Source organism: Streptomyces sp. NPDC051677 (assembly GCF_044453465.1).
Classification (GTDB): Bacteria; Actinomycetota; Actinomycetes; order Streptomycetales; family Streptomycetaceae; genus Streptomyces.
Map to the genome: position 1 here is coordinate 210890 of NZ_JBITCT010000006.1, position 25287 is coordinate 236176.

The 25287-nt window shown below is 72.4% G+C and carries 22 protein-coding genes; 17 read left to right on the forward strand and 5 right to left on the reverse strand.

The window, feature by feature from the left end; all coding sequences use genetic code 11:
* Positions 1-44: 44 nt before the first annotated feature.
* Genes ACIBAF_RS09490 through ACIBAF_RS09500 form a run of 3 tightly spaced genes read left to right on the forward strand, consistent with a single transcriptional unit; the run spans position 45 to position 2286 of the window.
* Positions 45-677, forward strand: a complete 633-nt coding sequence (locus ACIBAF_RS09490) for a LysR substrate-binding domain-containing protein (RefSeq protein ID WP_399462568.1) — start codon at positions 45-47, stop codon at positions 675-677.
* The gene (locus tag ACIBAF_RS09495) at positions 674-1447 is read left to right on the forward strand and encodes an alpha/beta fold hydrolase (RefSeq protein WP_399462569.1); all 774 of its coding nucleotides are present in this window, start codon (positions 674-676) and stop codon (positions 1445-1447) included. Before ACIBAF_RS09490 ends, ACIBAF_RS09495 begins: the two co-directional genes overlap by 4 nt.
* The gene (locus ACIBAF_RS09500; protein WP_399462570.1) at positions 1441-2286 is read left to right on the forward strand and encodes a class I SAM-dependent methyltransferase; all 846 of its coding nucleotides are present in this window, start codon (positions 1441-1443) and stop codon (positions 2284-2286) included. Before ACIBAF_RS09495 ends, ACIBAF_RS09500 begins: the two co-directional genes overlap by 7 nt.
* A gap of 28 nt (positions 2287-2314) precedes the next feature.
* Here ACIBAF_RS09500 and ACIBAF_RS09505 read toward each other — a convergent pair whose 3' ends face one another.
* Both ACIBAF_RS09505 and ACIBAF_RS09510 read right to left on the reverse strand, forming a co-directional pair.
* The gene (locus ACIBAF_RS09505) at positions 2315-3457 is read right to left on the reverse strand and encodes a saccharopine dehydrogenase NADP-binding domain-containing protein (protein ID WP_399462571.1); all 1143 of its coding nucleotides are present in this window, start codon (positions 3455-3457) and stop codon (positions 2315-2317) included.
* Positions 3454-9018: an amino acid adenylation domain-containing protein gene (locus ACIBAF_RS09510; protein WP_399462572.1), complete on the reverse strand. Its 5565-nt coding sequence runs from the start codon at positions 9016-9018 to the stop codon at positions 3454-3456. Before ACIBAF_RS09510 ends, ACIBAF_RS09505 begins: the two co-directional genes overlap by 4 nt.
* Positions 9019-9551: 533 nt before the next feature.
* On the opposite strand from ACIBAF_RS09510, the gene ACIBAF_RS09515 reads away from it, so the two are divergent.
* Positions 9552-10157: a response regulator transcription factor gene (locus ACIBAF_RS09515; RefSeq protein ID WP_399462573.1), complete on the forward strand. Its 606-nt coding sequence runs from the start codon at positions 9552-9554 to the stop codon at positions 10155-10157.
* Between the two features lie 150 nt (positions 10158-10307).
* On the opposite strand, the gene ACIBAF_RS09520 is transcribed toward ACIBAF_RS09515, so the two are convergent.
* The gene (locus ACIBAF_RS09520; RefSeq protein ID WP_399462574.1) at positions 10308-10568 is read right to left on the reverse strand and encodes a hypothetical protein; all 261 of its coding nucleotides are present in this window, start codon (positions 10566-10568) and stop codon (positions 10308-10310) included.
* 25 nt (positions 10569-10593) lie between these two features.
* Between ACIBAF_RS09520 and ACIBAF_RS09525 the strand changes: the two genes are divergently transcribed.
* Genes ACIBAF_RS09525 through ACIBAF_RS09535 form a run of 3 tightly spaced genes read left to right on the forward strand, consistent with a single transcriptional unit; the run spans position 10594 to position 11992 of the window.
* Positions 10594-10791 (forward strand): hypothetical protein, encoded by a 198-nt coding sequence (locus ACIBAF_RS09525; protein ID WP_399462575.1) that lies wholly within the window; start codon positions 10594-10596, stop codon positions 10789-10791.
* Positions 10792-10815: 24 nt separating this feature from the next.
* On the forward strand, positions 10816-11322 hold the full coding sequence (locus tag ACIBAF_RS09530; RefSeq protein ID WP_399462576.1) for a hypothetical protein: 507 nt from the start codon (positions 10816-10818) through the stop codon (positions 11320-11322).
* Positions 11315-11992, forward strand: a complete 678-nt coding sequence (locus ACIBAF_RS09535) for a thioesterase II family protein (protein ID WP_399462659.1) — start codon at positions 11315-11317, stop codon at positions 11990-11992. The genes ACIBAF_RS09530 and ACIBAF_RS09535 overlap by 8 nt, the downstream gene beginning before the upstream one ends.
* A 112-nt stretch (positions 11993-12104) precedes the next feature.
* Here ACIBAF_RS09535 and ACIBAF_RS09540 read toward each other — a convergent pair whose 3' ends face one another.
* Positions 12105-12809 carry a TetR/AcrR family transcriptional regulator gene (locus ACIBAF_RS09540; RefSeq protein WP_399462577.1) on the reverse strand — a complete coding sequence of 235 codons (705 nt, stop codon included), beginning with the start codon at positions 12807-12809 and terminating at the stop codon, positions 12105-12107.
* A gap of 109 nt (positions 12810-12918) precedes the next feature.
* Between ACIBAF_RS09540 and ACIBAF_RS09545 the strand changes: the two genes are divergently transcribed.
* The 8 genes from ACIBAF_RS09545 to ACIBAF_RS09580 all read left to right on the forward strand — a co-directional run bounded on the left by ACIBAF_RS09545 (position 12919) and on the right by ACIBAF_RS09580 (position 22089).
* Positions 12919-13833, forward strand: a complete 915-nt coding sequence (locus ACIBAF_RS09545; protein WP_399462578.1) for an MFS transporter — start codon at positions 12919-12921, stop codon at positions 13831-13833.
* A gap of 80 nt (positions 13834-13913) precedes the next feature.
* Positions 13914-14915 (forward strand): Lrp/AsnC family transcriptional regulator, encoded by a 1002-nt coding sequence (locus ACIBAF_RS09550; RefSeq protein WP_399462579.1) that lies wholly within the window; start codon positions 13914-13916, stop codon positions 14913-14915.
* 121 nt (positions 14916-15036) lie between these two features.
* A complete protein-coding gene (locus ACIBAF_RS09555) occupies positions 15037-16584 on the forward strand; it encodes an MFS transporter (protein WP_399462580.1) in 1548 nt (515 codons plus the stop codon).
* Positions 16585-17025: 441 nt separating this feature from the next.
* Positions 17026-19947, forward strand: coding sequence for an ATP-binding protein (locus ACIBAF_RS09560; RefSeq protein ID WP_399462581.1), 2922 nt, complete (start codon positions 17026-17028; stop codon positions 19945-19947).
* An 83-nt stretch (positions 19948-20030) separates the two neighbouring features.
* Positions 20031-20465, forward strand: coding sequence for a roadblock/LC7 domain-containing protein (locus tag ACIBAF_RS09565; protein ID WP_334575178.1), 435 nt, complete (start codon positions 20031-20033; stop codon positions 20463-20465).
* A 2-nt stretch (positions 20466-20467) separates the two neighbouring features.
* The gene (locus ACIBAF_RS09570) at positions 20468-20839 is read left to right on the forward strand and encodes a DUF742 domain-containing protein (RefSeq protein WP_385277831.1); all 372 of its coding nucleotides are present in this window, start codon (positions 20468-20470) and stop codon (positions 20837-20839) included.
* Positions 20817-21455 (forward strand): GTP-binding protein, encoded by a 639-nt coding sequence (locus ACIBAF_RS09575; RefSeq protein ID WP_399462582.1) that lies wholly within the window; start codon positions 20817-20819, stop codon positions 21453-21455. The genes ACIBAF_RS09570 and ACIBAF_RS09575 overlap by 23 nt, the downstream gene beginning before the upstream one ends.
* Positions 21456-21516: 61 nt before the next feature.
* The gene (locus tag ACIBAF_RS09580) at positions 21517-22089 is read left to right on the forward strand and encodes a GAF domain-containing protein (RefSeq protein ID WP_399462583.1); all 573 of its coding nucleotides are present in this window, start codon (positions 21517-21519) and stop codon (positions 22087-22089) included.
* 16 nt (positions 22090-22105) lie between these two features.
* Here ACIBAF_RS09580 and ACIBAF_RS09585 read toward each other — a convergent pair whose 3' ends face one another.
* Positions 22106-22711: a GPP34 family phosphoprotein gene (locus ACIBAF_RS09585; protein ID WP_399462584.1), complete on the reverse strand. Its 606-nt coding sequence runs from the start codon at positions 22709-22711 to the stop codon at positions 22106-22108.
* 248 nt (positions 22712-22959) lie between these two features.
* On the opposite strand from ACIBAF_RS09585, the gene tdh reads away from it, so the two are divergent.
* Both tdh and ACIBAF_RS09595 read left to right on the forward strand, forming a co-directional pair.
* Entirely contained in the window at positions 22960-23988 is a 1029-nt protein-coding gene (gene tdh / locus ACIBAF_RS09590; RefSeq protein WP_399462585.1) for an L-threonine 3-dehydrogenase, read from the forward strand.
* Positions 23989-24061: 73 nt separating this feature from the next.
* Entirely contained in the window at positions 24062-25255 is a 1194-nt protein-coding gene (locus tag ACIBAF_RS09595) for a glycine C-acetyltransferase (protein ID WP_399462586.1), read from the forward strand.
* Positions 25256-25287: the final 32 nt, after the last annotated feature.

Consider the following 25287-nt stretch of genomic DNA (forward strand, 5'->3'; position numbering starts at 1 on the left):
CACCGACACGAAGGCCTTTGCCGGACCGATCGAGGAGATCTCCGATGCCCGACCCGACCGTCACCACCTCGCCCATCCTCATCGGCATCCATGGTTCCCCCCATCTGGCCGCCGGCATCGTGCAGGCAGCCGGCTACGACGAGGCGACCGTGCGGCTGGTGCCGTACGACGTCGCCGATCCCTTTCACGGACTGCGGGCCAAGAAAACGGACGTCATGATCGTCAAGTACGGGCTGCGAGAGCCCGATCTGGCGGTCAGCGCCCCGGTGGGGCACGACGGGCGTGCCGTCGTCGTGGGCGCTCAGCACCCGCTGGCCGGACGCGGATCGGTGTCCCTGGAGGAACTCGCCGACCATGACGCGTTCCACTGCCCCGGTTCGTTCCCCGACTACGTGTGGGACAAGGTCGTGCCCCGCCACACCCCGTCGGGACGCCCCATCCGCCGCACCCACCACATGGCGACGGTGGCGGACCTGATGACCCTGCTGGTTTCGAGCGACGCGATCCACATCTCGTTCCAGTCCCTGGAGCACATCGCTCCGCCCGGTGTCGAGGTGATCCCCGTCCACGACCTGCCGCCCGCCCCGGTGGCCCTGGCCTGGCTGCGCGACCCCGAACCCTCCCCGGACGTCGTCGAGTTCGTCGCCGCCGCCGAGGCGGGAGGCACGACGCGATGACCACACCGACCAAGCCGCCGGTGGTGCTGCTGCACGCACTCTCCCTGGACGGCACCATGTGGGACGCCCAGCGGCTGACCCTCGAAGCGCAGGGCCATCCCGTTCTCACCCCCCACCAGCGAGGATTCGGCGGAACCCCGCTCGGCCAGGACGCCCCGTCGCTGGACGTCGTCGCCGACGACCTGGCCCGCCTGCTCGACGCGCAGGACCTGGACCGCGTCGTCCTGGTCGGCGCGTCCATGGGCGGCTACACCGCCATGGCGTTCCTGCGCCGCCACCCCGGACGGACCCTGGCCCTCGGCCTGGTCTCCGCGCGGGCGACGGCCGACGCCGAAGCCGTGCGCGGTAACCGGGAGCGGTTCGCCGCCGCCATGGCCGATCCGGAGCAGGGGCCCGCCCTGGTCGCGGCCACCGCTCCGCAGATGCTCGGCGCCACCACCCGCGCCGAGCGACCCGACGTCGTCCGACAGGTGTCCGACCTGGCCGGCGCAGCCCCCAGAGCGTCCTTGGCCTGGGCGCAGCGAGCCATCGCCGGACGGCCCGACTCCGTAAACGTGCTGCGGTCCGCCGACCTGCCCGCAGTGGTGATCACCGGCCAGGAGGACGCATTGATCTCGCCCGAGGACGCCCGCACCGCCGCCGACGCGCTGCCGCAGGGCAGGCTCGTGACCGTGCCCGGCGCCGGCCATCTGCCGTCGTGGGAACAGCCCACGGCATTCCACGGCGAACTGGCTGCCCTGCTGGCCAGGACCAGGGCAGTGACATGCTGACCGACGATCACAGCGCATGGGGCTACACCAGCTCCACCGGCCTCGGCTTCACCCACCACACCATCGTCGACGCACACTTCCGCGCCTGCCTCGACGCATACGGCCGTCTGCTGGGGCAGGCGGGCATCCAGCCGGGATGGCGGGTCCTGGACGCGGGCTGCGGCAGCGGGGACTTCCTTCCCTGGCTGGCGGAGCTCGTCGGCCCGCGGGGGCACGTCGACGGCCTCGACCTCGCCGAGGAGAACGCGGCACTGGCCAGGCAGCGGATGAGCGCCCTGGACGTCCCCTGCGGCATCGACGTCCGGCAGGGCTCCGTGCTGGCGCTGCCCTATCCGGACGACTCGCTCGACGCCGTGTGGTGCTCGAACACCGTCCAGTACCTCGACGACGGTGAACTCGCGCAAGCCCTCACGGAGATGCGTCGGGTCGTGCGCCCGGGCGGTGTCGTCGCCGTCAAGGACCTGGACGCACACCTGATCACGGCACGGCCCGCGGACCCCTATCTGTTCACTGACTTCTTCCGCACCGCGGGCGCCGCACCGGGCTACGCACACCAGCTGCTGCGCACCCGCGAGCTGTACCGCTGGCTGAAGCGCGCCGGCCTCGCCGACGTACGGCAACAGACCGTCCTCATCGAGCATTTCGCCCCGCTCTCCGCGGCGGCCCGGGACTTCTACGGACCGGCCTGCGCCCAACTGGCCGCTCAGGCACAGGCACTTGGCCTGAGCAAGGAATGGGAGCTGTTCCTCGACGCGGAGGGAAGCGGGAACCCGCTGGACCATCCGGACGGCTACATCAGCGAAGGCAACGTCCTCGCCGTGGGCACGGTCCCCGGGTAGAGGGGCGGGGCGCGGGCGGAGTGAAGCGTCAGAGGACGCCCTCCTCCACCTGCGCCCCATCGCCGGTGTCCGGCACGTCCGCCGAGGGCGATGCGGTGGTCCGGTGCACGGTCACCCCTGGCACGCAGCGGTGCAGCCAGTCCGTCACGGCCTGCGGCGACAGGACCGCCGACGCACGGTGCACCCCGGGCGGCACCCGCCCGTCGCACACCGCGGCGGCGGCGAACGCCCCGACCGCGCCGGTCAGTAGGGAGCCGTCCTCGCCCCGGATCAGCACGCTCCTGCTGACCGCGCGCCCCTCCTGGTCCGAGGCCTCCAGACGCCCCCACAGCACGTGGTAGGGGGTGCGTCCGGCCGCGTCGAGGGCGCTGGCACGCACCAGCGCCTCGGCCCCGGCGTCGAGGTCACGCGCCGCCGCAGGCGCGCCCTGTGACCGGTTCAGGGCGTCGAGCAGCGCGGAGCCGTCGAACGCGTTGTACCAGCGGGCCTCGTCGAGGCCGAGCACACGGGCCCGGCCCACCAGTTCCTCGGTCAGAAACGGATGCGCGGTGAGCGGCCGGGGCACACCGGGCACCGTGAAGTGCTCCAGGACCCCGAGTGCCCCGGGCGCCACCCGGCCGCGCCATACGGCCATGGGGGTGCCGTAGCCGCGTTCCATGCTCAGCAGGTAGTCGAGGGCCCCGGTGCGGGTGAAGGCGCCGAGCCCCGCGTAGCACCCGGTGAACTCCCCTCCACGGCACAGGCCTTGGGCGAGCAGCTCCGGCAGGAGCCCGGACAGCCCCGGCGACAGGCCGGCCGACAGGACGGCCGTGCGATCCGGGTCCGCAGCGGCCGCGCTGCCGTCGTCCATGACGTCCACGTAGTCGGCGCCCGCGGCGAAGGCCGCGCGGCGGGCCCGGTCGGCCAGCAGATAGGCCGGGCCGGAACAGTTGAGGACGATGCGGCAGCCCTGGCCGAAGCGGACCAAACTGTCGGTGTCCGCGGCGTCCACCGCCATGGCCTCGGCGGGGGCGTCGAGCCGGGCGGCGCAGGCGCGCGCGGCCTCGATGCGGCGGCCCCCGATCCGCAGCCGGAAGCGGCCCTGGGCGGCGAGGCTGCGCGCCGCGCTCAGGCCGACCGCGCCGTAGCCGCCGATGACGCCTATCAGCGGTCTGCCGCTCCGGGGACTCATGCCGTGCCTGCTGTCGTCGCGCGCGTCAACAGGTCTGCCACCGCTGCGGTGTTCGGCGGGCGCAGACAGCTGAAGTGGTCGCCGGGCACGTCGACCAGACGCAGGCTGCCGGTGCACACCCCCTGCCAGTAGGCCCCCATGTCGCGGTGCATGCCGGGGAAGATCTCCGCCTCGCCCGACTGCCGGATCAGGGTGGTCGCGCCCGCGTACGGGGTGGCCCGATGGGTGGCCACGGCCACCAGGCTGTGCTTGACGGTGCGGTAGGCCCGCTCCAGGCGTTCACGCGAGCTCAACTCCGCGCTCTCCTGCGGCAGATACGCGCCGATGGCCCGCAGCCGCTCCTCGTGAGGCCGCGCCGCCAGAGCTCTGAAGGCGTGCAGCGCACGCGTCCCGGCCGGGCCGAGCGCGGCGGGGGACTCCTCGGTGAGGCTGCCCTGCGGCACCCGGTCGCCGTGGCGCCGGGTGACCGCCGTGACCAGGGCGCGGGTCGCCGACTCGTCGGCGGGGTAGCCCAGTTCGACCGGGTCGGCGCGCATCATGCGGGCGAAGACGTACTCGGCCAGCAGATCGTCCTCCACCACATAGGGCACCCGGTAGCTGCTGATGACGGACACGCCGCTCACCTCGGCGCCCGCCCGGGTCAGTCGGTCGGCCAGTTCGGTGACCAGCAGGCCGCCCATGCAGTAGCCCACCAGGTGAACCTTGGTGAGGCCCTCGGACGGCAGGACCTGGGCGTAGCGGTCGGCGAGGGCGCCGACCAGGCTCTCGGGGGCGCCGCTCAGGTACGCGTCGAGGTCGTCGACGACGAGTCCGGCGATCGGCAGCCGCCCGGAGAGCTCCCGGGCCAGAGCGCGGTAGGGGCCGACGGTGCCCGTTCCGTCGTGCACGAGAAGCAAAGTCGCCGGGCCGTCGGCGCCGCCGGGTGCGCGGGGGCCGTCGCCGAGCCGCACCAGCGGGGAGGTCGCGCCCGGGCGGTGCGCGGTCCGTGGGTGCGCCGGACGCAGCAGGGCGGCGAGCGCGCCGACGGTCGGCCGGTTGAGGACGGCGCGCAGCAGGTCGTCCCAGCTCATCCGCGCGGTCTGCGGGAGCTGCTCGCGCATCCTGCCGACGAGCTGCGCGACCAGCAGGGAGTCCCCGCCGAGGTGGAAGAAGTCGGCGTCCCTGCCGACGACGGGCACGCGCAGCACCTGCGACCACAGGTCGGCCAGTGCGCGCTCCAGGTCGTCCGCGGGCGCCGCGCCGCTCTCCTCGCCGCCGCCCGGCGTCGCGTGGGTGAGGCCCGCCAGGCGGCCGCGGTCCACCTTGCCGTTGGCGGTCAGCGGGATCGCGTCGACCACCTGGAGCTCCGCCGGGATCATGTACCCGGGCAGCCGCTCGGCCAGGTGCGTCCGCAGCTGAGCAGCGGTCAGGGCGGCGCGGTCGGCCTTGAACCGGGCCACGAAGACCTGCTGGCCGACCTCCGCGAGCGCGCTGTCCTCCGGTGGCAGGCACAGCGCGGTCTGTGCTCCCGCCTCGCGCAGCAGGTCCAGCCATTCCCGCCGGTCGAGGAAGGGGGCGCCGGTCTTCTCCCGTGCGTCGGTGAAGCCGGTGAGACCGTCGTTGAACTCCATGGAGGTCATGGCGCGGGCCGTGTCGCGGGTGGCCTCGACGAAGACCAGCCACCCGCCCGGCACCGTCAGCTCGCGGATCCGCTCCAGCATCCGGCCCGCGTGGACCGCGTTGTGCAGGACGTTCGCGGCGACGACGACGTCGGCGCCGTTCGGCTGGATTCCCTGCGGCCGGTAGTCCTCGTTGAGGTCGAACAGTCCGTAGCGCACCCACGGGTGGGCGGCGAAGGCCTCCTGCGCCGCGTTGAGGAAGAAGGGCGACAGGTCGGTGAAGTGGTAGTCGACCGGCAGGTCCGCCAGCGCCGGGATCAGCTCGGCGCTGGTGCCTCCGACGCCGGCGCCGAGCTCCAGGACACGCAGCGGCCCCGGCCCCCGGTGCGCCTGCGCGATGTGCCGTACGGCCCCGACCACGGCCGCGTTGTTGTAGCGGCTGATCAGGTTCGCGCGGTAGGCGGCCGCCGCGGTGTCCAGGCGGCCCTCGGGGAACAGCAGGTCCTTCAGCGGGAGTTCACCGCTGAGCAGCTGCGGCAGCCGCGCCTCGCAGTCGCGGTGGAAGCGGACGAGGTCGGCGCCCCAGCCGACGGCGCGCTCCAGCGCGTCGACACGCTCCCGCAATTCCGCGCGGCTCTGTTCGTCCACCGGGGCCAGGTCGCGGTAGGCGCCGGCTGCGTCGCGAGCCACCCGGCCCGCCCCCTGCAAAGCGCCCAGCCAGCGCCGCAGAAGGTGCTGGTGCTCGGCGTGGGCGCCGCAGGCCGCGACGATCTCCTCCGCGGTGTGCGCGGCCCGCGGCGAGGCGAACAGGCCGCGCTCGCGCAGCAGCGAAGTCATCGCCTGCAGGGCGGAATCATCGAGTGCCGCGCACATCGCGCGCACCGCGTCCCCGTGCTCGGCCTCGTCGAAGCCGGCCGCGCGACCGGCCCGCTGCGCCGCCCGCCGCGCCAGGTCCGCGTCGGGCGCGGGCCGCTCGGTGCGGGCGGTCTCGGCGAAGGCCACCAGTCTGCGTGCGCCCGCCTCGCCCTGCACCAGCGCCGCGGCCAGCCGCACCGCGGGGTGGCTCTGCAGGGCGGCCTCCACGTCCGCGAGCTCCACCCGGTGACCGTGCAGCTTGACCTGGCCGTCGGACCGGCCCAGGAACTCGATCTCGCCGTCGGCCATCCGCCGGCCCATGTCGCCGGTGCGGTACAGCCGTTCACCGCTGCGCGGGTGCGTGATGAACCGCTCGGCGGTGCGCTCCGGATCGCCGAGATAGCCCAGCGCCAGGCCCGCTCCGCCGATGTACAGCTCTCCGGTGACGTGCTCGGGGCAGTCCCGCAGCCGCCCGTCCAGGACGCGGAAGGTCTGGTTGGCCAGCGGTCGGCCGTAGGGGATGCTGCGCAGATCCGGGTCGACGTCGGTGACCGGGTGGTGGATGGACCAGATCGCCGCCTCGGTCGCGCCGCCCAGGGCGACCACGCTCAGCGACGGTATGCGCGCCCGCACGGCGTCGGGCAGCGTCACCGGGATCCAGTCGCCCGAGACCAGAGCCAGCCGCAGTCGGCCCATGTCGAGGGCGGGTTCGGTGCGCAGGCACTCCTGGAGCATCTGCAGTTGGGCGGGCACGGAGTTCCACAGCGTGACCGCGTGCTCCTCGATCAGCGCGGCCCAGTGAGCGGGGTCGCCGCGCCGTGCCGCCTCGGGCAGGACCAGGGCGCCGCCCGCGGACAGCGGCCCGAAGACGTCGTACACGGACAGGTCGAAGCCCAGTTGGGCGAGCCCCAGGAGCCGGTCGCCGGCGCCCACCGCAAAGCGGGAGTTGATGTCGTCCACCGTGTTGCGGGCGGCCGCGTGAGTGACCATCACCCCCTTGGGAGTGCCGGTGGAGCCCGAGGTGTAGATGACGTACGCCAGGTCGTCGGGGCCGGGCGCCGTTCCGAGGGCCGTCCCGGGCGCAGCCTCGCCGTCGGCCGACGGCGTGCTCTCGGCGGCCGGCTGCGTGTCGACCGCCGAAGCCCGCATTCCGTGCGGCAGGTCCAGGCCGGGCGCCAGCCAGGACTGGGTGAGCACCTGCCGGACCGCGGCGTCGGTCAGGACGGCGTTCCGGCGCAACGCGGGCTGGGTGGTGTCCACCGGCAGGTAGGCGCCGCCGGCCAGCAGGACGCCCAGCACGGCGACGACCTGCTCCCAGCCCTTGTCCATGACGATGCCCACCCGCTCGCCGGGCGTCAGCCCGCCGTGGGTGAGCGCGGCGGCCACGACCCGGGCCCGGCCGAGGAGTTCGGCGTAGTCCAGGTCGCGCCCGGGGGTGATGAGGGCCGTGCGCCGCGGTGTGCGCGCGGCCTGCGCCACGACCTGGGCGTGCAGGGGTTCCAGGGAGCGCGGGGCACGGGTCGCGTTGACCCGGGCCAGGCGCCCGGTCTGCGCGGCGGGCAGTTCGACGGGGTCGGCGGATCGCCAGACGCCGTCCTCGTCGGCCAGGCGGTGCGCGAGCCGGGCGAAGGAGTCGAACATGTCCTCGACCATGCCGTCGGGGAACAGCCCCTCGCGTACGTCCCAGTGGACCAGCAGCCCGCCGTCGTCCTCCATGATCTGACAGTCGATCCACACCTGCGGGGTCTGGGTGATGCCGTGCACGAGGGCGCCGCCGGGCATGAGGGAGCCGGCTCCCGCCGGTTCGCCCGGGCCGCCGGAGCCGCTGACCGTGCTGGTGAACGTGACCGGCATCAGGGCCTCGGCCCGCCCGCGGCGGCGGGCGATCTCCCGAAGCACCTCGACACCGCTGCAGAGCCGGTGGTCCATGTCGTCCCACAGCCGCGCCTGCACCCCCTGGGCGCGCTCCGCCAGGCTCGCCCCTTCCGCGAGGTCCACCGCGAGCAGGCTGGTGGAGCTGAAGTCGCCGATGATCCGGTCCACTCGGGGGTGCACCGGAAGCCGGTTCTGCAGGGTGAGGCTGAGCGTGAACCGCGGGCGCCGGCTCCACCGGCCCACCGTCTCGGCGAACGCCTGGAGCAGCGCGCCGGAGGCGGTGACATGGGCGGCGGCCGCCCGCCGCTTCAGCGCCTCCCACTGCTGCGCGTCGAGGCGGGCGCCGTGCCGGCGGAATCGGGGCGGCGCATGGCGGGCCCCCGTGCGCAGCGGCAGTTCCGGGGCGGGTGGCAGGGAGTCGATCCGGTCCCACCAGTAGTCCCGGTCGCGCCGGTAGCGGGCGCCCTCCCGTGCGCCGCGCGCCGCCAGGACGTAGTCCCGGAAGGTCGCTTCCGGTACGTCCGGCGGCGCGGGCTCCGTGCCCGGCCCGGCGCCCGACGCCGTGCAGAGCTCGTGCAGTTCGGCGAGGAGCAGCCGGATGCTGCCGTAGTCGCAGATCAGCAGGTCGACGGCGACATGCAGCAGCAGGCCGCGGCCGGTGCGGGTCGTGCGCAGCTCGAACAGGGGCCACCGGTCGGTCGGTGCGGTCCGGTGCGACATCTGCGTGCGGATCGAGTCGACGGCACGCTGTTCGTGCTGTTCGTCGCACCCGCCGAGGTCCGTGTGAGCCACTTCGTAGCGGGGCGCCCGGGGCAGGACGCGCTGGTGGCCTTCGGCCGACACCACCGCGCGCAGCATGTCGTGCCGCAGGATCAGGGTGTTCCAGGCCTCCTCGACCGTGTCCTCGGCGATGTCGGCCAGCGCGAACTCCAGATACCCGTGGCAGGCCACGCCTCCGTAGTCGAAGGCCTCGCTACGGCCGAGCAGGTAGGCGGACTGCACATCGGTCAGGGGGAACGGCTCGTGCCGGGCGTCGGGGTGGGGGACGAGCCCCGGGCCCAGGTCGTCGGCCCGCAGGTGGTCCAGGACCGCCTGTTTGTTCTCCCGCAGCCAGGCCAGCCGTTGCGGAGTGAGGATTCCCTTCCGTGCCCGGTAGCGGAGTTGACCTTCCTCTTCGTGCAGTGTGACGCCCTCTGCGGTGAGTCGGGCAACGTACTCCGGGACACGCACCACGCTGGGCCTCTCATTCCGCGGAATCGACCGGTCTCCGTCCCGGACGCGGACAGAGCTCGCGAAAGCTTCACACGCGGCGACTGGCGAAAACCTGGATGACGGCGGCCTCCGGCCAAGCATCAAAATGCGTTGTATACGACCTTTGATCCCTCCCACTCTCCGTAAGGCGAACGTCACTCGGCGCGACTTTTGGGACCTGTTCGTCAACCCTGTGAGCAGGAACGCTGCCGTTCTGGGCGGTGGGAGCGGTCATACAGAAGGCGTCCATACTTCGCCCAGCCGAGCTGTCTCAGAATGACGACGCCTGCGCCGGACCGCCGTCGCGCGTGTCCGAGTGATTCACCGGCAAGCCTCAGGGGAGTCGCATGCTCGTACGGGACAGTCGAGAAAAAGGCACCGAACGTGCCGGCTGCTCCTGTTGGGCGCCCCTTTTCCCGACGGCTCGCCGGTTCCACCGGCGGGCCGTTTCGCCTTGGGCGGTCGAGTAACTGAAGTCGAGTAACTGAAGTCGAGTGACTACATTGGGGGATCGAGTGGGAATCGACGTATTGGTATCCGACGACCTGGACCTGTCCCGCTTCGCGCTCACCGCATTACTTGAGCGGCACGAGGAGATCCGAGTCGTCGGCTCGGTGGACAGTAATCTCGGTGCGCTCGAATTCGCCGAGTGTCATAGCCCGGATGTGGTGATCGTGAGCTTCGAAGGCGCGGACAGCGATGCGATCGTCATCGCGGAGAAGATCGCGAGCCTTCCGGGCTGTAGAAGCATGCTGCTCGGCACGACGTTCACCCGGTCGATCGTCCGCCAGGCATTCGATGCCGGCATCGGCGGCATCGTGGAGCGCAGTGTCTCCCCGCGCCAGTTCTTCGAGGCCATCCACCGGGTGCATCGCGGAGAGCGGGTGTTCGACCCGGAGTTGACCGTCGCCGCGCTGGTCAACAGGGACTCTCCGTTGACCCAGCGGGAGTTCTCCGTGCTCGAGCACGTCTCCCGGGGAGACACGGTGGTCGAGATAGCGGCGCGGCTGCATCTGTCTCAGGGGACGGTGCGCAACTACCTTTCGTCGATGGTGGCAAAGCTGGGCGCACGCAACCGGATTGACGCGTTGCGCATCGCCAGGGATGCGCATTGGATCTAGTCGGCCGGCATCGTAGTCGGCCGCGCTAAAAGGGTGTCGGAAACGCGACCTCTGGCGGTCAGGGCTGGGGAGGCCTTGATCGCGGTCAGGGGTCAGAAATGGCGGGGCGTCGGCGGGAATGTTCGTCATTACGCCGAGTCGTCGGCGCGGTCATTTCGCCTGGAACGATGGACTGTGCCAGGCCAGGCTGTAACCTTGAATACGCCCCGGGAAGAAGTGGCGAATTCGATCGAGTTCGTTCCCGCCGAATATTCCGGCAAGGATCAGTCGTAGTCCGTCGCGCAGGAGATGTTGCGATGTGAACCGGCTGACATCGACAGGCTTGTCGACGCGGGTCTTCCGTACGAATACCGGTCGGGCGTGCGCCATTTTGACGTGAACGATCTGTACACCCTCGGCATGTAATTCCAAGAAATCATGGGACTTCCGGGTCCGGTTGGACTGCGTCGAGTGCGACGGGGTCGCGCCCTGGCGCTTCGAGGCGCCGGCGATCGACCGGTTCGGCGGCCGAGTGGTCGGCGGCGCGGCGCCGGAGGCGAGCTCGGGGTCCGCCGAGTACGCGGCGACGCTCACCACGCTGGGCGCGCGGACCCCCCTGGTCTCCTCCGAACTGCGGCGACTGACCCGCGAGTAATTCGACGCCGGCTGCCGCTGGCAGATGATCCCCGTCGCCACGCAGGCCGACTACGAGCTGGTGCACGAGCTGGGCGCGACGAGCTGCATCGCGGCGAGCCGGCCCCTGGCCGAGCGGTTCCGCGCGGCCGGCTACCGGGCCGAGGCGAGGCGGGGCTGGTTCTGCGGCGTGCTCGGCGGCGCCCTCGATCTGCCGCACGCGTGCGTGGAGGTCGAGGACGACGACGGTGCGCTCAAGACCGTCGACATCGCCAAGGCGCAACCGGCCGCGCGGCTGTCCTCGAACGCCGGGGAATTCCAGGAGCTGTGCCTCGGGTCGATCACCACGAATGTGGTTCACGAACGCCGGTCCAGGTGCGCGCGGATATTCGATCGGTGCGTTGAGGCCGAAGTATCGAGCCACTCAGTTGGCAGGACGAGCAGAAAATGGCGGTACGTGAGATCGAGCCGGCCGTGCTTGAGCTGGACCGGTTGGAGCAGTTGGCCGAATCCGGCCCCATCGCGCCGGCCCCGGAGGCGCCGGCCTGTGTGATCGCCCTGCCGCACCCCGGCGGAGGCCCGGCTTCTACCAGTCGTGGGCCGACGCCGAGGGCGTGGAGGTGCTCGCCGTCCAGCCACCGGGCCGCGAGGCCCGCGCCGCCGAGCTGCCGATCACCGACCTGCGGCGCCTGGTCAGGCAGACCGCGAACGAGATCGCCGGGATCTGCGAGAGCCGCCCCACCGCCCTGATCGGGCACCCCGGCGGCGCCCGCTACGCCTTCGAACTCAGCCGGGCCCTCGAACGCGCCAACCGCGGCCCCGCGCTGCTGGGCGTCTGCGGGGTCTCGGCGCCGGACCAACCGTCGCCCGTACTGGACCGGGATCGCCGAGCAGATGATCGCCGACCCCGTCGCCGCATGCTCGAATCCTTCAACGCCCTGATCCGCGCGGACGCCCGCCTCTACACCGGGCTGGGAATCCAGGAGCCCGTCCGGCTGCGGTGCGCGATCGCCGCGTTCGCCGGCGACCACGACCCCCTCGCCGAGCCGAAGGAGATGGCGGGCTGGCACGCGTGGGCGACTGCTCCGGAGGCCTTCACGCTGCACGAGTATCCGGGCGATAACTTCTTCATTCGCCACCGCTTCCAGGCGATGCTGGACGACCTGCTCACCGCCCTGGCACGCACAGTCCCGGCAACCCTGGCCGCGAGCTGGGCGTATTGATCGCGAGCGTCGTTGACGCTGGCGGGTCTTGAACACGGCGAAGACCTCCGGTGCGGGGGAGCGTTCGGGCTCCTGCCGTGCAGGAGGTCTTCGGGTGTGCGGACTTCGGCGATCAGCGACCCGGGGACGGTGGCGTCGCCGCCGTGGCCTGTGCCAGCAGTCCGTCGACGAAGGCCTGCAGCCCCTGGGGATAGTCGTCCCGCGAGGCCAGTGTCGACCACTGGTCGCCGAGCGCGGCCAGGCGGGGCACCTGGGACGCGTCGAGGATGTCGGACAAGTCGTCGCGGTCGGCGGGCTGTTCGCTGCGCGCCCGCCGGCGGGCGGAGTGCGCGCGGACGAGGATCTCGCCCACCGTGTAGTACCAGAGGCTGCGCACGACGTAGACGGCCTGCTCGGGCGTGCATCCGTGGTCGATGGCCCCGGCCACGATCGTTTCGACGAGCCACAGGGCCGAGTCCCCGAGCCGGACGAGGAACCCGTCGGCCGTGAGGACCTCCGCGGCCCACGGCCACTCCGCGAGGGCGTCGTGAACCGCGGTGATGGCCGCGATGATCCGGTCCCGCGGCTCGCCGGGCAGACCGGGGTGCGGGATCTGGTCCCCGTATTCCTGGATCAGCAGGAACAGCAGGTCCTCTTTGTCCCGTACGTGGTGGTACAGGGTCGTCGCCCCGATCCCGACCTCGGCGGCCAGCCGACGGATGGTCAGCTTCTCCCAGCCGTCCCGGTCGATGAGCCGACGGGCCGCGATCAGGATCTGCGTGCGGGAGGTCACGGGTGGTCGGCCGACCCGGCCGTGCGGTGCGTTGGTTTGGGGCACCGTCCCATCATGCCCTTCTGTTCAGGCCCCGCCGAAAACGGTGGGCTTCGACCTCTGTGCTCGACAGCGGGCAGCTCCGGTGAGAATTTCAGAACGAGTTCGAAAAATCATGGTGTCGCTGGACCTGTCGGTCGTGAGCATCGGACTCCCAGAGATCGGCGAAGGCCTCGGCTTCAGCGAGTTGGGCCTGACCTGGGTGATCCACGCCTACGCCCTCACCTTCGGCGGGCTCCTCCTCCTGGGCGGCAAGGTCGCCGACCTCTTCGGCCGCAAGCGGATCCTGCTGGTCGGGCTCCCTTGTTCGGCCTCGCCTCGCTCGCCGGCGGTCTGGCCCAGGAACCGGGCCAGTTGGGGGCCGCTCGCGCCGTTGCAGGGCGTCGGGGCCGCCGCGCTGGCTCCGGCCGCGCTGGCGCTGCTGGCCTCGACCTTCCCCGGCGGCAAGGAGCGCGTGAAGGCCTTCGGCGTGTGGAGCGCGATGAACGCCGCCGGCGGCGCCCTCGGCGTCCTGGTCGGCGGCCTGCTCACCGAGTACGCGGGCTGGAAATGGGTGATGTTCGTCAACGTCCCGATCGTCGCCGTCGCGTCGGCCCTGGCCTGGCGCGGCGTCGCCGACGGCCGGCCCGCCGCGCGCCGCGGCGCCCCGGACGTGCTGGGCGCCGTCCTGACCACGGGCGGCATGAGCCTGCTCGTGTTCGGTGTCGTGCGCACCGACCGGCATCCGTGGACCTCGTCGACCACCCTGACGACCCTGGCGGTCGCCGTCCTCCTGCTGGTCGCGTTCGTCTACGTCGAGCGGAGCACCACCCGCGACCCGATGATCCGGCTCGGCCTGTTCACCAACCGCTCGGTCGCCGACGCCAACGCCTGGATCTTCCTCCTCGGCGGCGCCACCGCCTCGGCCTTCTACTTCGTGTCCCTCTGTCTCCAGCGTGTGCTCGGGAGCGGTCCGGCCGAGGCCGGGGTCCGGTTCCTGCCGGACATGGCGGACGCGACCTCTGGTGACGAGGGCTCGGAAAGCCTGTGATCACGCACCGGGGTCGCGTCCGTGCGTCCTGTCCGGCCTGTCCCTCGTGCCCGCCGACGACCCCAACTAGCCTTTGGGGGATGGAAGTCAAGCCTCTGGACGAGTTGGACCGCCGCCTCGTGCATGCCCTGCAGCTCGACGGGCGGGCACCGCTGAAGGGCATCGCCGACGTCCTCGGCGTCTCCGACCAGACCGTGGCGCGGCGCTACCGTCGGCTCCGCGGATCCGGGGCGATGCGCGTGCTGGGGCTGGCCGACGTCGGCCGCTTCGGGCACGACGAATGGATGGTACGGGTCCGGTGCACACCGGACGCCGTGAGCAGCGTCGCCGGCGCACTGGCACGACGTGACGACACCACCTGGGTGAGTCTCACCGCCGGCGGCACGGAGATCGTCTGCCTCACCCGCGCCCCCCGTGCGGAGGGCGTGTCCTTCCTGCTGCAGAAGCTGCCGCGGACGCCTCGGGTGGTGGACGTCTGCGCGTACTCCATCCTGCACACCTATTTCGGCGGGCCCAGAGGCTGGCACGGCAAGGCCAGAGCGCTGACCGACGAGGAGGCCGAACTGCTGCGGCCCCGGCTGCCCGAGCCGCCGCCACGGGGCCTGCGCCTGCGGATGCGCGAGGGCGACAGCGAGCTGTTCGCCGTGCTCGCCTCCGACGGCCGGGCCGGATACGCCGAACTGTCCCTGGCCACCGGCTGGTCGGAGTCGACCGTCAGACGCCGGCTGGAGCAACTCCGCGACATGCGGGCCCTGTTCTACGACGTCGAGATCGACTCGGTGCTCCTCGGGTACGAAGCCAAGATCATGCTCTGGCTCACCGTGCCGCCGGCGGAACTGGTGAACGTCGCCGAAGAACTGTCCCGGCACCCCGAGGTCGCCTTCACGGCGGCGACGTCCGGGCCGTCGAACCTGGTGGCGATCGTCGTGTGCAAGGACATCGGCGCCTTCTACGACTATCTGAGCACGCGGATCGCCGCGCTGAAGGCCGTGAGCCACCTGGAGAGCGCTCCGGTGCTGCAGTCGGTCAAACGGGCAGGCCGACTCGTTCCCACGAGATACCCCGTGTTTCCGTCACCGTGAGCGCCGCCATGTCGATTTCCGCCACTTCACCGACGGTGCGTAGGTCGCGGCGCACCGGCCGCCGAAGGTGAGTACACGTCGACGGGGGCCGTGGGGTCCCGGACCGGGGGAAGGGGTTCGTATGCGTAAGTGGTGGCCCTTGGCAGCGATCTGCCTGGGCACCTTCATGCTGCTGGTGGACGTCACGATCGTGACCGTGGCGCTGCCCGACATGGCGGCGGATCTCGACACCACTCTCCCCGACCTGGAGTGGGTGGTCGACGTCTACGCCCTGGCGTTGGCGTCGCTGTTGCTCGGCGTGGGCTCCTCCGCCGACCGGATCGGCCGCAAGAAGGTGTACCTCTTCGGTCTGCTCGTCTTCACCGCGGCCTCACTGGTGTGCGCGGTCGCCCCGAACGCGGAGGTGCTGATCGCGGCCAGGGCGGTCCAGGGGCTCGGCGCCGCGGGGATGTTCGGGACGACGATCGCGCTGCTCGGCATGCACTACAGCGGCCGGGAGCGCGGGGTGGCGTTCGCCCTGTGGGGCGCCACCAACGCGATCGCGGCGGCGGCCGGCCCGGTGGTCGGCGGACTGCTCACCGAGTACCTGGACTGGCGGTGGATCTTCTTCGTCAACCTGCCGATCGCCTTCATCGCCGTCCTGATCACGCTGCGCGTGCTGCGCGAGGCCAAGAGCGCGGACCGGCAGCGCGCGGACGTCCTCGGCACCCTCGCCTTCACCGTGGCGAGCGGGGCACTCACCTTCGCGTTGATCCGCGCCCACTCCGACGGATGGGGCGCGACGCTCACCCTCGTCATGTTCGCCGTCGCCGTGGTCGCTCTCGCTCTGTTCGTCGTGGTCGAGTCGCGGCACGAGCACCCCATCCTCGACCTGTCCCTGTTCCGCCGGCCGTCGTTCACCGGCATCATGATCAGCGCCCTGATCCTGCACACCGCCGCGTTCGCCTACCTGTTGTTCGAGTCGCTGTGGATGCAGTCCGTGCTGGGCTACGGGCCCGTCAAGGCAGGCCTGTACATCCTGCCCCTGTGCGCCGCCGCGTTCGTCGTCTCGGCGCTGGCCGGCCGCTTCGGCCCCTGGCCGGCCCGGACGTCCCTCGCGGCGGGGCTGGCGCTCATCGCCCTCGGCTCGGGACTCCAGGCCATGCTCGACGCGCAGTCCTCCGGCAACGCCCTGGTGGCGGGGCTCGTCGTCTCCGGCCTGGGGGTCGGCCTCGTGACGCCGAGCCTGTCGGCGGCGGCGCTGGCCTCGGTGCCGCTGGAGCGCGGAGGCATGGCGGGCGGTGCGGTCAACACGTTCCGGCAGCTGGGCTTCGCGTTCGGCATCGCGGTGTTCGGCGTGATCTTCCAGTCGCGGATCGAGAGCGTGCTCGAGGACGACGGACGGGTGGCCGACCCGCACGGGGCGGCCGTCGCGCTCAGCGGCGGACAGGCCCAGTCGGTCATCGCCGGTGCGCCGGCCGGTGAACGCGCCGGGATGGAGCAGCTGGTGCGCGACGCGTTCGCCTCCGGTCTGAACGTCGTCTTCGGCGTGGCAGCCGTACTCGGGGCCGTCGCCGCGGTCCTCGCCTTCGCCATGGTCCGCGTTCCGACGGGCGGCGGCGAGCAGCCCGAGCCCCGGCCCGGCGGGGACGCGGCGGGGCACGGCTCCCGGGCCGACGCCACGTTGTAGACAGCAGCAGCACGGCTGCGGCCGACCCGAGACCGGCCCGAAGTCAAGGCCACGACCGATACGGTGCGTGACATTCAGTAGGGTGCGGACTGGAGCGAAGAGCCCGCCGGATGTCGTTCCGGAGGTCCGGTCGGGGCCGGCGGAAGGTTCGGCGGCGCGGGTCGGTGGAGGGAGACTCCCCGGCCCGCGCCGCCCCGTTGAGATCACCTCTGACCAGCTCTGATCGACTTCTTTCCTGATCGTGTCCCGGATCTCGCTGAGTTATCGGTCTCCCGTGCGAAGCCTCATACCAGAGCGGGACGCTCTCCGTGAGACTTTGTCAACTGCCCACCGCACATGATGGGTTGCCGACTACTGTGAGTGGCCGTCGGGCGACACCGGGCCGAATTCTTGGCTCTCCCGACCGACAGCCAGGCTCGACGGACCAGTACGAGGACACCGATGTCTCACCTCCGCGCACCCGCCGCCCGCGCAGACCGCCGCGAGGGCGGGCGGCACGGGCGGCCGGTCGCCCGCACCGCACCAGCGCCGGCCGAGACACACATACGGCCCCAGTTGCTGCGGCTCGCCGTGCTCCCCCCGACCGCGGTCGCCCTCAGCGCCTGCGCGGTCGTCCTGTTCACCGTGCGCTCCACCGGCGTCCGGCCCGGCGTGACCCTGTGGGCGGTGCTGGCCGGCGCGGTCGCGGTGACCGGCGTCGGCATCGTCATCGCCGCCGTGGCCGCCGACCGCGCCGCCCGCTCCGTCAGCGACCGCATCGCGGCCCTGCGCCAGGGCAGCGCGCGCGGCGAGGCCGAGCTGCGTGCCGTCATGGAGTCGCTGCGCCGCGGCGAGGTCCCGCCGCAGGGCGCCTCGCGCGGCGGCCCGCCCGGCCCCGACGCCGACGACTTCGAACTGCTCGCCGCCGACCTCGCCCGGGCCCACGACGGGGCCGTCACCGCCGTCGTGCAGGCCTCCCAGCTGTCCAGCCAGGCCGGGAGCGAACAGAAACTGGAGGTCTTCGTCAACCTCGCGCGGCGCCTTCAGTCCCTGGTGCACCGCGAAATCTCGATCCTCGACGAGCTGGAGAACGAGATCGAGGACCCCGACCTGCTCAAGGGTCTCTTCCACGTCGACCATCTCGCCACCCGGATCCGCCGCCACGCCGAGAACCTCGCCGTCCTCGGCGGGGCCGTCTCCCGGCGGCAGTGGAGCAACCCCGTCTCCATGACCGAGGTGCTGCGCTCCGCCATCGCCGAGGTCGAGCAGTACTCGCGGGTCAAACTCGTCCCGCCGATCGACGGCGAACTGCGCGGCCACGCCGTCGCCGACGTCATCCATCTCCTGGCCGAACTCGTCGAGAACGCGACGGTGTTCTCCGCCCCGCACACCCAGGTGCTGCTGCGCGCCAACCTCGTCACCTCCGGGCTCGCCGTCGAGGTCGAGGACCGCGGCCTCGGCATGCCCGTCGAGGAGCAGGCCCGGATGAACGCCCTGCTCGCCGACCCCGACCAGGTCAACGTCGGCCGCCTGCTGGCCGACGGCCGCATCGGTCTCTTCGTCGTCTCCCAACTCGCCCGACGGCATGGCATCCGGGTCCGCCTCCAGAACAACATCTACGGCGGCGTCCAGGCCGTCCTCGTCGTCCCCCAGGCCCTACTGGGTCCGGCCTCCACCGCAGCCGAGGCCCCGGCCACCGACGGCGCGGGCCTCCCCCTCACCCCCGCGTCCGCAGCCCCCCGCCCCCTGCTGCCACCCGCCCCCCACCCCCGCCCACAGGACCCAACGCGGGTCCACACCCCCGGCAAGGACCCCAGCGGCACGGGCGCGAGGCGTGGCTTGCCGCAGGTTCCGGCCACCGGCGACGCGAGCCGCGCTCCGGGTCCGGCCCGTATCCAGCGCCCCGGCGACGCGGGCCGACCGCTGGGCTCGGCCACGGCACCGGGCACTGCCGACGCGGGCCGGTCCTCGGGCCAGGGCACTGTTGAACCGGACTGGTTGCAGGGCCCAACTCGGGGCCATGGCACCGGCGATACGTCCGCGGCGCGTGGCTTGCCGCAGGTTCCGGCCACCGGCGACGCGAGCCGCGCTCCGGGTCCGGCCCGTATCCAGCGCCCCGGCGACGCGGGCCGACCGCTGGGCTCGGCCACGGCACCGGGCACTGCCGACGCGGGCCGGTCCTCGGGTCCCGGTGCCGGTGACGTGAGCCGACCGCCGGCTTCGGCTCAGGGGCGGGGCGCGCGCGACGGAGGCCGACCGCAGGCGACGCCCCGGGGGCGGAGCGCTCGCGACGCGGGCCAGTTCTCGGGCTTGGCTCAGGTGCCGGGCGCTGTCGACGCGGCACGGACCGCAGGCTCTGACCAGGTGCAGAGCCCTGCTGACAGGGCAGCGGCCCCAGCCTCGGCTCAGAGGCAGGGCGCTGTCGCCAGGAGCGAGGCCCCAGATGCGGTTCAGGGTCTGGGCGCTGTCGGCAGGAGTGAGGCTTCGGGTTCGGTTCCGGGGCTGGGTGCTGTCGGTAGGAGTGAGGCTTCGGGTTCGGTTCCGGGGCAGGAAATTGTCGGCAGGAGCGAGGACCCCGCCTCGGCTCAGAGGCCCGGGGCTATCGGCTGGTCCGAGGTCGCGGGTTCGGGTCGGGGGGCGGGTGTCGGCGGCGGGGGTTCGTCGAGCGGGTCGGCTTGGGGGGAGGGTTCCTCGGGATCCGGTGACCCGGGGTCGGGGCGGACGCGGATGACGTACGCCTCGCTGGACGGGGCCTCGGGCAGCGGTCGTGCGGCCGAGGCCCCGCAGGGGCGGTCCGTGGCCGACGGGGGCTCTTCGCAGGGGCTCGCCGACTCGGGCCCGGGCCGGCCGGACGCACCGCGCGGGAGCGGACGCCGACCGGCGCCCCTGCCCGTCCGCGGCGCCCGCGAGACGCGAGCCAACCCGGCCGAGGCCGTACCCGGCATCCGGCAGGCCGACCGGCCCGTCGTCGATGAGCACGCGGGCATCGCGCCCACCCCCCGCGTCGGCGCCGTACGCGGCACCATGGGCAAGCCCCAACTGCCCCGCCGTCGTGCCCAGGAGCACATCGTGCCCCAACTGCGCGGCGGCCCGGCCCCACGCCAGGACGCCGAACAGCCCGTCAGCCACGACCCCGGCCTGATGGCGGCCTTCCAGCGGGGCATCGGCCTGGCCGAGGCCCAGCAGAGCCTGGAGACGAACGTCCCCGGCCGGCCCCCGTACCCACGGGCACACCCGTCGGACGCCTTGCCCCCCACCCCGCACCCGGCCTCGGACCACGCCCCGTCCCGCATAGGCGAGGCGTACGGCGCGCATGACGGGCTCGACCTGCCCGGTACCGATCAATCCACCGCCCGGCACGACGGGAGCACACCAGCCGGATGAGCACTCTCAGCACAGCCACCCCCACAGCCACCCCCACCCCCAGCGCTCCCGCAGACCTTCGTACCCCAAGGAGTCGATCCACCATGGCGAGCGATGCGCCGACCGGCCATGTATCCGATCTCGACTGGCTGATGAGCGGCCTCGTGCAGCGGGTGCCGCACACCACGAGCGCGGTGCTGCTCTCCTGCGACGGGCTCGTGAAGTCGGTCCACGGCCTCGACCCCGACAGCGCCGACCACATGGCGGCCCTGGCCTCCGGCCTGTACTCCCTCGGCCGCAGCGCCGGCGTCCGCTTCGGCGACGGCGGGGACGTACGGCAGGTCGTCGTCGAACTCGACGCGACCCTGCTGTTCGTCACCACCGCCGGCTCGGGCACGTGCCTCGCCGTGCTCGCCGGCCGGGAGGCCGACGCGGCCGTGCTCGGCTACGAGATGGCGATGCTCGTCAAGAGCGTGCGGCCGTATCTCACGACCGCACCCCGGCAGCACGCCGTCGAACCCTCGGTGATGGGGCCTTGAGCGTGGCTGCGGCCGGCGACGGGCCCTGGCTCGACGACGCGGCCGGACGGCTGGTGCGCCCGTTCACGGTCAGCAACGGCCGGACCAGGCCCAGCGTCGCCCTCGATCTCATGTCGCAGGTGATGGCCACCGGGGCGACCCCCCTCGGCTATCTCGGCCCGGAACACGCGACCGCGCTCCACCTGACCCGGGCCCCCGTGTCGGTCGCCGAGATCGCGGCCCATCTGAAGCTGCCGGCGGCGGTCACCAAGGTGCTGCTGTCGGACCTCCTCGACTGCGGGGCGCTGACCACCAAGCCCCCCGAGTACCACCACATCCCCACCGACCGGGCCCTTCTGGAGGCAGTGCTCGATGGACTACGACGACAGCTCTGAGCGCGACGAGCACGGAGCTCACCAAAGCGGCCCCGACCCCTTTCCCACCGCCCTGAAGATCCTGGTCGCGGGCGGGTTCGGGGTCGGCAAGACGACCTTCGTCGGCGCCGTCAGCGAGATCGCGCCGCTCAGCACCGAGGAGCTGCTCACCACGGTCGGCGCCGCGACCGACAACCTCGACGGCATCGAGAACAAGGTCGAGACGACCGTCGCCATGGACTTCGGCCGCATCACCCTCGACCCGCAGCACGTCCTCTACCTGTTCGGCACACCCGGCCAGGAGCGGTTCTGGTTCATGTGGGACGAGCTGTGCGAGGGCGCCCTCGGCGCGGTCATCCTCGCCGACACCCGCCGCCTGGAGGAGTGCTTCGCGGCCGTCGACTTCTTCGAGGAACGCGGGCTCGCCTTCATCGTCGCCATCAACGAGTTCGACGGCTCCCACCGCTACGCCCCCGACGAGGTGCGCGCCGCCATCGACCTGGACCCCGGCATCCCCGTCGTGCGCTGCGACGCCCGTATCTCCGCCTCCAGCGTCCAGACCCTGCTCACCCTCGTCAAACACCTGATCGCCCACGCACCGGCCGCACCCCAGCCGAGCCGCGGCGCCCACATGTGACGCCCGCCCCCAACGCCCCGGAGCCGCATATGACCTACGTCCCCAGTGACGGAGCCCGGCCATGAGCTACGACCCGCCGCGCCCGGCCGGTCGTCTGCTGCTCACCCCGGAGGACAAGGAAGCCCCCGCCCGCGCCCGGCGGCTGCGGCGACTCGGCCTCGGGGGACAGCCGGAGCCCGCCCTGGACGCGTTCGCGGACCGCCTCGCCGAGGTGACCGGAGCGCCGTACGCCATGGTCAACTTCCTTGACGAGGAACGGCAGTTCTTCGCCGGGCTGCACACCCCGGCCGGCGGCCGGGCGGCCCGAGGCGGCAAGCCCGAGGTGGGGCGTCGGCTGCCCCGCGACTACGGCTACTGCCCGCACGTCGTCGTCCGGCGCAAGGCGCTGGTCCTGGAGGACGTGGGCGACTACCCGCGCTTCGCGGGCAACCCGATGGTCGACGAGTACGGCATCCGCTCCTATCTCGGCGCCCCGCTGATCGACTCGACCGGGATGGTGCTGGGCACGGTCTGCGTCGCCGACCTCGCGCCCCGGCCGTGGGGGAAGACCGGCCTGGAGACCATCAAGGCGACGGCCGCCGATCTCGCCGGACAGCTCCAACGGCGGGAGGCCGACGGGCCCCACGCGCCGTGAGGGAGGCGTAGGCCCGTCAGGGGGCCCGCCAGATGTTGTCGAAGGCCGCGTCCTCGATGGTGCGCCGTTGCCGTACGGCCTCGAGCTCCGCCACCGCGTCGCCGACCGCCGCCACCACCGTCACGACCGCCTCGCCGGGGAGATCCGGGAAGCCGTCGGCCGGTTCCTCGCGGATGCCGACCGCGGCGGCCAGCGCGGCGAGAACCGGTTCGTCCGCCTCCCAGCGCCCGGTGGCATCGCGACGGGCCGGTGAGTCGACGGGCTCCGCCCCCGCGGACCGGACGGGGAGCCAGTGGCGGCGCGGCCGGCCGATCAGCCCGTCCGCCTCCAGCCGGGCGCTGTAGGCCGAGGCGAGGCCACGGCCGCGGCGCCACAGCCAGTCCTCGACCGACTCGTACGGCGTCATCCGCACGAGCGCGGACGCGGCCGCGTCGAGGAGGGGATCGTCCGGGGCCGGCGGCAGGCGGGGCACGAGGAGGTCGCCGTCGAGGGTGATCGCCTCGGCCGTGATCAGGTCGATCGCCTCGGCGCCCGCGAGGGCGAGCGACAGATCGCCCTGCCCGACGGGACGCACGGGCGTCACGTCCATCGCGACGAACATCAGGTCCCGTGCTGTGGTCATCACGTGCTCCCCGTCGGTCGGCCCGCCTGGTGAGGGTCGTGGTCCAGGGTGACACGCCCCGGCGTGCCGTGCGGGAAGAGACGGCATGGGAAGCCCGTGTGAAGCGGAGCTGTGGCGGCGCTTAAGAAAAGCTCGATGGACCGGGGCGGGTGGAGTGCGGCAGATTGCTGGGCGAATCCACACGTCTTCCCGGATGCGGGGCCCTTCGGCCTGCCCGCGCCCGGGCCCTCACCACAGGAGCCGTTGCGTTGAAGGCGCTGGTCAAGGAGAAGGCGGAGCCCGGGCTGTGGCTCGCGGACGTCCCGGAGCCCGCCGTCGGGCCCGGCGACGTGCTGATCAAGGTGCTGCGCACCGGCATCTGCGGCACCGATCTGCACATCCGGTCCTGGGACGGCTGGGCGCAGCAGGCGATCCGCACACCGTTGGTGCTCGGGCACGAGTTCGTCGGCGAGGTCGCCGGGACGGGCCGTGACGTCGTCGACGTCCAGGTGGGGGACCGGGTCAGCGGCGAGGGGCATCTCGTCTGCGGCAAGTGCCGCAACTGTCTCGCCGGGCGCCGCCATCTGTGCCGGGCCACCGTGGGTCTGGGCGTCGGGCGCGACGGCGCCTTCGCGGAGTACGTGGCCCTGCCCGCCGCCAATGTCTGGGTGCACCGCGTCCCCGTCGACCTCGACGTGGCGGCGATCTTCGACCCGTTCGGCAACGCCGTGCACACCGCCCTGTCCTTCCCGCTGGTCGGCGAGGACGTGCTGATCACCGGCGCCGGTCCGATCGGGCTGATGGCCGCCGCCGTCGCCCGGCACGCCGGCGCCCGCAACGTCGTCGTCACCGACGTCAGCGAGGAGCGGCTGGAGCTGGCCCGCAAGATCGGCGTGAGCCTGGCGCTGAATGTGACGGAGTCTCAGATCGCGGACGGACAGCGGCAGTTGGGGCTGCGCGAGGGCTTCGACATCGGCCTGGAGATGTCCGGCCGGCCCGAGGCGATGCGCGACATGATCGCCAACATGACGCACGGCGGCCGGATCGCGATGCTCGGGCTGCCGGCCGCCGAGTTCCCGGTCGACTGGGCCCGGATCGTCACCTCCATGCTCACCGTCAAGGGCATCTACGGCCGGGAGATGTTCGAGACCTGGTACGCGATGTCGGTCCTGCTGGAGGGCGGACTCGACCTCGCCCCCGTGATCACCGGCCGGTACGGCTACCGCGACTTCGAGGCGGCCTTCGCCGACGCGGCGAGCGGCCGCGGTGGCAAGGTCATCCTCGACTGGACGGCGTAGGCCGTGAGCCGACGGCGTAAGCCGACCGCGTAAGTCATCTGCGTAAGTCCTCTGCTTTTCTAGGAGCTTTGAGATGTTCGACTCCGTGCGCGACGACCTGCGCGCCGCCCTCGACGAGATCCGCGCCGCCGGTCTGCACAAGCCCGAGCGGGTCATCGGCAGCCCGCAGTCCGCGACCGTCAACGTCACCGCGGGCGGCCGGCCCGGCGAGGTCCTCAACTTCTGCGCCAACAACTACCTCGGCCTCGCCGACCACCCCGAGGTGATCGCCGCCGCCCACGAGGCCCTCGACCGCTGGGGCTACGGCATGGCGTCCGTGCGCTTCATCTGCGGCACGCAGGAGGTCCACAAGGAGCTGGAGGCCCGGCTGTCGGCCTTCCTCGGCCAGGAGGACACGATCCTGTACTCCTCCTGCTTCGACGCCAACGGCGGTGTCTTCGAGACCCTCCTCGGCCCCGAGGACGCGGTGATCTCCGACGCCCTCAACCATGCCTCCATCATCGACGGCATCCGCCTGTCCAAAGCCCGCCGCCTCCGCTACGACAACCGTGATCTGGCGGACCTGGAGCGGCAGTTGAAGGACGCGTCCGACGCGCGCCGCCGGCTGATCGTCACCGACGGCGTCTTCTCCATGGACGGCTATGTGGCGCCCCTGGCGGAGATCTGCGACCTCGCCGACCGCTACGACGCGATGGTCATGGTCGACGACTCGCATGCCGTCGGCTTCGTCGGCCCCGGCGGCCGCGGCACCCCCGAGCTGCACGGCGTCATGGACCGCGTCGACATCATCACCGGCACGCTGGGCAAGGCGCTCGGCGGCGCGTCCGGCGGTTACGTCGCCGCCCGCGCCGAGATCGTGGCGCTGCTGCGCCAGCGCTCCCGCCCGTACCTGTTCTCCAACACCCTCGCCCCGGTCATCGCCGCCGCCTCCCTCAAGGTCCTGGACCTGCTGGAGTCGGCCGGGGACCTGCGGGAGAAGCTGGCGTCGAACACCGCCCTCTTCCGCCGCCGGATGACCGAGGAGGGCTTCGACATCCTCCCCGGCGACCACGCCATCGCCCCCGTGATGATCGGGGACGCGGCGCAGGCGGGCCGGATGGCCGAGCTGCTGCTGGAGCGCGGGGTGTACGTGATCGGCTTCTCCTACCCGGTCGTCCCGCAGGGCCGGGCACGCATCCGCGTCCAGCTGTCCGCCGCGCACTCCACGGCGGACGTGAACCGGGCCGTGGACGCCTTCGTCGCGGCCCGGGCGGAGCTGGCGGGCTGAGCGGACGGGGCGGACCGGGCGGCCCGGACATA

Bases quoted from the DNA above. Each gene is read 5' to 3' on its own strand.
- ACIBAF_RS09530 (WP_399462576.1), top strand. From the start codon at position 10,816: ATGATCCCCGTCGCCACGCAGGCCGACTACGAGCTGGTGCACGAGCTG.
- ACIBAF_RS09550 (WP_399462579.1), top strand. From the start codon at position 13,914: ATGGAAGTCAAGCCTCTGGACGAGTTGGACCGCCGCCTCGTGCATGCC.
- ACIBAF_RS09500 (WP_399462570.1), top strand. From the start codon at position 1,441: ATGCTGACCGACGATCACAGCGCATGGGGCTACACCAGCTCCACCGGC.
- ACIBAF_RS09585 (WP_399462584.1), bottom strand. From the start codon at position 22,711: ATGACCACAGCACGGGACCTGATGTTCGTCGCGATGGACGTGACGCCC.
- ACIBAF_RS09595 (WP_399462586.1), top strand. From the start codon at position 24,062: ATGTTCGACTCCGTGCGCGACGACCTGCGCGCCGCCCTCGACGAGATC.
- ACIBAF_RS09565 (WP_334575178.1), top strand. From the start codon at position 20,031: ATGGCGAGCGATGCGCCGACCGGCCATGTATCCGATCTCGACTGGCTG.
- ACIBAF_RS09555 (WP_399462580.1), top strand. From the start codon at position 15,037: ATGCGTAAGTGGTGGCCCTTGGCAGCGATCTGCCTGGGCACCTTCATG.
- ACIBAF_RS09505 (WP_399462571.1), bottom strand. From the start codon at position 3,457: ATGAGTCCCCGGAGCGGCAGACCGCTGATAGGCGTCATCGGCGGCTAC.
- ACIBAF_RS09545 (WP_399462578.1), top strand. From the start codon at position 12,919: ATGGTGTCGCTGGACCTGTCGGTCGTGAGCATCGGACTCCCAGAGATC.
- ACIBAF_RS09490 (WP_399462568.1), top strand. From the start codon at position 45: ATGCCCGACCCGACCGTCACCACCTCGCCCATCCTCATCGGCATCCAT.
- ACIBAF_RS09580 (WP_399462583.1), top strand. From the start codon at position 21,517: ATGAGCTACGACCCGCCGCGCCCGGCCGGTCGTCTGCTGCTCACCCCG.
- ACIBAF_RS09575 (WP_399462582.1), top strand. From the start codon at position 20,817: ATGGACTACGACGACAGCTCTGAGCGCGACGAGCACGGAGCTCACCAA.
- ACIBAF_RS09495 (WP_399462569.1), top strand. From the start codon at position 674: ATGACCACACCGACCAAGCCGCCGGTGGTGCTGCTGCACGCACTCTCC.
- ACIBAF_RS09560 (WP_399462581.1), top strand. From the start codon at position 17,026: ATGTCTCACCTCCGCGCACCCGCCGCCCGCGCAGACCGCCGCGAGGGC.